General features: G+C 37.3%; 2 protein-coding genes and 3 pseudogenes. 1 reads left to right on the top strand and 4 read right to left on the bottom strand.

Annotated features, from left to right (window positions below; genetic code table 11):
- Nucleotides 1–383: 383 nt before the first annotated feature.
- Nucleotides 384–1,121 (top strand): annotated as a pseudogene (locus LQ203_RS25315) (hypothetical protein); the annotation flags it as partial.
- A gap of 1,175 nt (nucleotides 1,122–2,296) precedes the next feature.
- Here the strand turns inward: LQ203_RS25315 and LQ203_RS25320 are convergent.
- The 4 genes and pseudogenes from LQ203_RS25320 to LQ203_RS25335 all read right to left on the bottom strand — a co-directional run.
- Nucleotides 2,297–2,866 (bottom strand): annotated as a pseudogene (locus LQ203_RS25320) (transposase); the annotation flags it as partial.
- A 592-nt stretch (nucleotides 2,867–3,458) separates the two neighbouring features.
- Nucleotides 3,459–3,836 carry a hypothetical protein gene (locus tag LQ203_RS25325; protein WP_230162453.1) on the bottom strand — a complete coding sequence of 126 codons (378 nt, stop codon included), beginning with the start codon at nucleotides 3,834–3,836 and terminating at the stop codon, nucleotides 3,459–3,461.
- A gap of 203 nt (nucleotides 3,837–4,039) precedes the next feature.
- A pseudogene (locus tag LQ203_RS25330) lies at nucleotides 4,040–4,277 on the bottom strand (hypothetical protein); the annotation flags it as partial.
- A 605-nt stretch (nucleotides 4,278–4,882) separates the two neighbouring features.
- On the bottom strand, nucleotides 4,883–6,529 hold the full coding sequence (locus tag LQ203_RS25335; RefSeq protein WP_230162455.1) for a spore germination protein: 1,647 nt from the start codon (nucleotides 6,527–6,529) through the stop codon (nucleotides 4,883–4,885).
- Nucleotides 6,530–6,779 lie beyond the last annotated feature (250 nt).

Consider the following 6,779-nt stretch of genomic DNA (forward strand, 5'->3'; position numbering starts at 1 on the left):
AATCGGCTGTAATAAGAGTTGAAATCCTATGGTTAATTAATAAACAGACTTTTTCTTATTATGGGGAAATGTTGTATTTTCTATTTTTGTCAGGATGTCAATTGTTGTAACAATGACTACTTCCAAAAAGGAGATGAGTTCCATTAAAGAAAACTTAGCATTTTCTGAACAAACTGAAATGGTCCAACCTTCAGGTCGGTAAATGATATGCAAAGGATCACAAGTCACCATATTTTTTGGAATCGTCAAGATTATGGCAACCACTGTGGGAGAAACAGCGCAGACTTCCTTAATGATTAACTTGGATTTGGATGGGAATCCTTATGTAGAGAGAGAAATAAAATTAAGTTGTGGGAAACCACTTTAAAGAAAGGAAATTATATATGCAAGAAAACCAAAATAAAATGAAAATTTCACTTAACAAAGTGCCACAAGTGACAATGTTCTTTTGGATCATCAAAGTTTTGTGTACAACTGTTGGTGAAACATTTGCTGATTTCATCAATTTCAACATTGGACTTGGTTTAACTCTTACTACTATTATTATGGGAGTTGCGTTTTTTATTGCATTGTTTTTTCAATTTAAAGCAAACAAATATGTTCCAGCCATTTACTGGGTAACAGTTGTTCTTATAAGCGTATTTGGAACACTGGTAACGGATAATTTGACAGATAATATGGGTGTACCACTTGAGGTTAGTACAGCTGTATTCTCGGTGCTACTAGGACTGACTTTTCTATTTTGGTATCTTAGTGAAAAAACACTATCGATCCACTCGATTTTTACTAGAAAAAGAGAAGTTTTCTACTGGCTTACGATCCTTTTCACCTTTGCACTTGGAACAGCGGTCGGCGATTTATATTCCGAACAACTTGGTTTTGGTTATCTTAATACAGGAATAGGCGTTGTTATTATTATTGCTCTTGTGTTCTTAGCTTATAAATTTTTGAAACTTGACGGAGTATTAGCTTTCTGGATTGCGTATATTTTAACTCGTCCGCTTGGAGCGTCACTTGGAGATTACCTATCTCAACCAAAAGTAAATGGGGGATTAGGCATCGGGACAACCGTTACGAGTGTGATTTTTCTTATCGCTATTTTAGCGATCATCGTTTTCCTTGCCGTTTCAAAAATAGATACAAATGCTAAAAGTGATATAGTGGAAACAAACCAAAGTAAAGCAAATAAGAAACATGTGCTAACACAAACGATTGTTGTACTCGTAATTTTCTTAGTTGTGGGTATAGGTGGTTATAACTGGCGCAGTAATAATATTGCATCACAAGGTGCTGCAGAGCAAGCTACATTAGCAGGTCAATTATATGATTTTGTTAAAATTGAAAATGATATGCTAAACGCTGTAAATAAAAACGACTTTGCTTCAGCAAAAAAAGGCGCTGATAATTTGGAACATCAGTGGGATACACAAGAACCTAAGCTTCGAAAAATTGATAGCTCTACATGGATAAAAATTGATGGAACAATTGACTCTGTGCTAGCAGCGGTTCGTTCTTCAAAACCTGATGTTAATCAAAGCAAAACAGCACTTACTAATTCACTTAGTGTCTTAAAAGGGGCAAATAAATCAACATCAAAATCTAGTGCCTCACAAACTACATTATCTGGACAGTTAAACGATTTTCCAAAAATCGAAAATGATATACTAAACGCTTTAAATAAAAATGACTTTGCTTCAGCAAAAAAAGGGGCAGATGAATTAGAACATCAATGGGACACACAGGAACCTATGCTTCGAAAAATCGATGGCGCTACATGGACGAAAATTGATGGAACAATTGATGTTGTATTAGCAGCAGTTCGTTCATCGAATCCTGATGTAAACAAGTGTAAAACAGCACTTAACAATTCACTTAGTACCATAAACGCAGCAAATAAATAATAATCTTAGGAATCGCCAATCGCGGTTCCTTTTTAAATGGAACTCTTATTAAACTAAAACTGCCCCGTTAGCCATTCATGTAGCGCAAAAATCAGCGCTTCACCACAGAGAATGAAAATTGGTCTCTATGTCGCATTCATGGGAGAATTAATCCTTTTTTGGTCGTCGCGCTAGCCTCTACTTAATTTGCTATAATTGGAGGTTTTTGTTTAACGATTTACCAAACTCAATCAGATCACTCATAAGGCTCAGCCTTTTTTTAAAAAGCGTGTTTACTGGGTCTATTTTGTTGTGTTTTTTTCTAGATTTTGTGCTTTTTTAATTTTCATGGGAGTTACATAAAGAAAGAGCTGCTTTAAAATTACACTCTCTGCTAGTCTACTTTCTCCTGCCGTTAATACCGCCTCTGAAGTAGGATATTCCTTTAACATCAATAAAGAAACCTTCGAATATAGATCCCCAAAAACCTTCCTGTATTCAGGAAACACCTGATCTAAAATGGTGTGAAACTGAAGTTTAGCCTCCACATACATATTCTTTACGATTTCCTGTTTTGACAAATTACGAAGGTCTAAAAGCTGAATTCCTCTAATTTTATGGGGTTCAAAATCCTCCTTGTAATACAGCACACACAACTGGTACGCATCGATTGCGTCCGTTTTTACCTTCCGTAAACAGGTCTTCTTTGCCTGATAAGAAATAATTGGATTTAGTAAGATATATAGAATCCCTTGTTCCTCCAAGTATTAAATAACAGGAGTATAGTAATGTCCTGTAGCTTCTAAAATGACCATAGGCATCTGCCCTGTCACCTCTTCTGTTTCTTTTAGAAATCCTATAAAATAATCTAATTCCTCTCTAGTATGCCTTATTGAAAAGCTCTTTCCATACGGTTTAGATTGATCTAAAAATGCCTGAACTTGGCTCTCTCCCTTTGCCACATCCAGACCAACTACTGGATTCATCGTTTTTCCTCCTCTACTTACTAACCAGTACCCCTAGTCCTCCATGTAGTGTCATAGCTTCGCTTGTTATACGAGATCTACGTCCCAACCAGCCTCAAACATGTTTCTACAAGTAGGGGGCGGACAGTTTAGTTCACAGGATCAAGTCCCACGCACCCGTACGTCCTACCCTGGCTACTGATATAATAGATTTTATTAAAAAAAGGTCAACCAGTAATTTTACTGGTCGACCTTTTAATACGAACGCACCCGTTAGTTTAAGTACGAACCTTCACAATCTCCATTGAGTAAACCCTATTAGAACATAAAACAAAAAAGGACACTAAATATTTTTCTCACTATTTCTTCTGACTGCGACATGATTTCTTTCATTTTTACATTAAATGCGTAAATGCGTAAATAGATGTCCAATGTATAATAAACATCGTAACCCTATTCATTCGACTCAACTAGTAGAAAAGATTTATCATCATAAGACAAAAATAATCTAAAAACCATGCTTTACCCTGCAGCCTATCTGTTCGATCTTTACCATCCTTCATTTTAGCCTTTACGAATCAATCCCAGGTCTTTTTTTCATTCAGTTAGTGAATTAATCATAAAAGATTAAATGCATATCACTGTTAGTCCTTGATTTCGCAAAAAATTCTGCTTCATTTCCTCCATCAACAAAGTTACCAATACCCCGGAAAATACCACATTGGCCTCGATCTAAATATCTTACCCCTACATAATCATTATAACTGTCAGGATCATACTCCCATAATTCAACTTTTAACTTACCAGCTGGACCCACGTAAGAATCCCGACAAATCTTATAATCACCACCAGTAGAGGCAAACTGATCACTTTCAGCACCATTAGAATAAAGAGATTGTTCTCCTAAGTAATCCCAGCCACTTGCAAATGTAGAAGAAGGGAACAACAACGCAGCAACCAATGTCACAGCACTCATTTTAAACATTTTCATGCTCATTCCTCCTCTCCCGTTTTGACTTGAAAAATATTATTCTCCATATAATATGTTGCTTTGAAGAAAAGTTTGATTAAAAATCACTTAGAATACTTTAATCGAAAAGGAATGAAACGGTGCAACTTTTTTCAAAACGGTACGACTTTGTTTCAAATCTACAATCGGTATGGTAACACAGCTAATATGGCTTTGGATTGGGACAACAAACCAGTTCCTACCCAGATAGGCAATACAACCAACCAGGCGGGCAGTCGCTCACCCCATGTCATGCTAAACGCCAATGCTAACAGGGATACCAACTGCAGCTAGAATCATTGTTACTGCGTTTGCAGTGCGCCAACTTGGGTCGCCCATTTGTTCGGTCTGCATGAAGAGACCGAACAAATGGGCGATTTTAATTAACAGATAAGACATTACCGCTATTGCGGCTCCATAACCCTAAAGGGAATTTGAAATTATTGAACATATTGCTCTGGAAAATAAAGATTGCTACGCAGTTAACACTTTATATGCACCAAATAAAGTTACGTCAATAAAAAAAACGATTCCAAACTATACAGCTATCCGTTAGGTAAATTATCCTAGAATATGATTCGATTGAAAATCAAATAAAAAACATGTGTATCATACTTAATAAACTTCCATTCTTGAAAAAAGGGCTCTCGAGTTATTCTGAACAGTAATCCGAATAATGGACACTTAAAAAAATGTGCCCTTATTCGGTTTTTCTATGTTCGTTAATTATTCTCTTGTTAATACTAAAGACTGATGGACCAATTGACGTTGGAACTTTATTAACCGTTTCTTTAGGGGGCTAATACTTAATTACTTTATGCCATTTACTGAAAAAGTATTAGACCGCATATAAACATCAGTACAATAAATAAACCATAAAAGTTTCTATTCATTTCACTGTTTCCCCTTATGAATGTATATACCTCACGCATACTATTTTAACACAATTTACCATATACTCCTGTACCATATAACCCAGAAACATTTTGCACAGCTTTTTCTTTATGCAACCGTTTTGTAAATGCATGTCACGGCTCAGTGCCGTCACCCTTCTTCATGTAAGAAGTCTTCATTCCACGTGATGTAGGAGGCAGTGGCCTTTGATTATCGCCTTCTCTTTTCAGATTAGTATCGGAGCTTAAAAATTTGGGTCTTTTTTTAAACGCCCACATTGGTCTCCTGAAAAATGTATCCCCTAGTCCTTCCGGATTAAGTGGAGCAAATGGTGACATATAAGGAACTCCGAATGAACGCAGGCTACATAAATGAACTAGGATAACAAAAAAGATTAAATTCATACCATAAAAACCCATTGTACCTGCGCAAATGATAAATACGAACCGCAGCAAGCGAGCAGCAGTTGCCATGTTATAGGAAGGGGTCGCAAAACTTGCAATGGCCGTGATCGATACGATGATGACCATTGCCGGTGATACAATTCCAGCCTGAACTGCCGCCTGCCCAATCACCAGAGCACCAACAATGGACATAGTCGCCCCAATGGCTCTGGGCATCCTAAGGCTTGCTTCTCTTAAAAGTTCAAATGTTATTTCCATGATGAATGCTTCGATAACTGCCGGAAAAGGAACGGAATCCCGTTGTGCTGCAAGAATGACGAGCAGCTTTGTAGGAATCATTTCTTGATGATACGTTGTAGCTGCTACATAGACAGACGGGGCAATTAGCGAAATAAAGAAAATAGAAATACGTAAAAAACGTATAGCTGAGGCTATATCAAAGCGAGCATAGTAGTCCTCGACAGATTGAAAGAACTGAATAAATAACGCAGGCGCCACCAAGACAAAAGGCGTTCCGTTAACAAAAATGGCTACCCTTCCTTCAAGGAGATTGCCAGCGACCTTATCAGGTCTTTCAGTATGATCAAGGGTAGGGAATGGGGTCATGACCTGATCTTCTATCAATTGTTCAATATATCCTGATTCAAGAATACTATCGATATTTATTCCTTTTAAGCGTTCTTTGACCTCTTCGACGATTCCTTTTTTTGCAATCCCATTTATATACATAATGGAAACATCCGTCTTTGTCACAGTGCCTATTTTCATCGACTCTATCCATAAATCCGGACTGTTAATGATGCGGCGTACCAGGGCTATGTTTGTTGCATTCGATTCAGTAAACCCTTCTCTTGACCCACGGACCACCGAATTTGTGCTTGGTTCCTGAACAGAACGCCTTTCTCCTCCTTTTGTACTGGCAACCAGGGCTATGTTTATGCCATCAACAAAAATGACGCTATCCCCTGATAATAATGACAAAAATAATCTTTCCCAATCCGTGACGGTTTCTACACCGCCGAGTGAAACCACGTCTTTAGAGATCACTTCCAGCACTTCATGTGGAAGTAACTTTTCTTTTAGCTGAGGATTTTTCATGATGGATTCAATTAAAAAATCTGTAACACTTGGATTGTCTATAAGACCCTGTACATTCAAAATAGTCACCTTAATCTCAGGGTTTTGACTTGTTTTCAACGTTCGTATAATGATATCCGGGCTGCTTCCTGTTTTTTGCTTCACCATATCCAGATTGGCTGTTATAGAGCTGTCAATATTTCGGGGTGTTTTAATTATAGATTGATCTTTTTCTTTGTCGCCTACCTTTTGCTTCTTGCGTTTCTTCATTTGTCCTTTTTGTTTAAAAAAAGAAACCATAGCACCGGTCCTCTTTCATTCCTATTTCTTTTTATTCTGTCCAAAAAAATTGTTTTTTATGGATAACACCATTCCCAACAATATTATTAGATTCATTATGGAACTAACCTGCCCCTTTATTTTCATAAGAAACTTCTATGGCGGCGCTCCTCGCCGCCACCATCTACTACGAAAATCTAAACTCAAAAATAGAGTCTAACCCATTAACCCCTTGACGATAATGGATGATAACAATACAACCAGGCTGAGC

Source organism: Peribacillus sp. Bi96 (genome assembly GCF_918698115.1).
Classification (GTDB): domain Bacteria; phylum Bacillota; class Bacilli; order Bacillales; family DSM-1321; genus Peribacillus.

Excerpts from the sequence above, each read along its gene's own strand:
- LQ203_RS25325 (WP_230162453.1), bottom strand. The coding sequence starts at position 3,836 with ATGAAAATGTTTAAAATGAGTGCTGTGACATTGGTTGCTGCGTTGTTG.
- LQ203_RS25335 (WP_230162455.1), bottom strand. The coding sequence starts at position 6,529 with ATGGTTTCTTTTTTTAAACAAAAAGGACAAATGAAGAAACGCAAGAAG.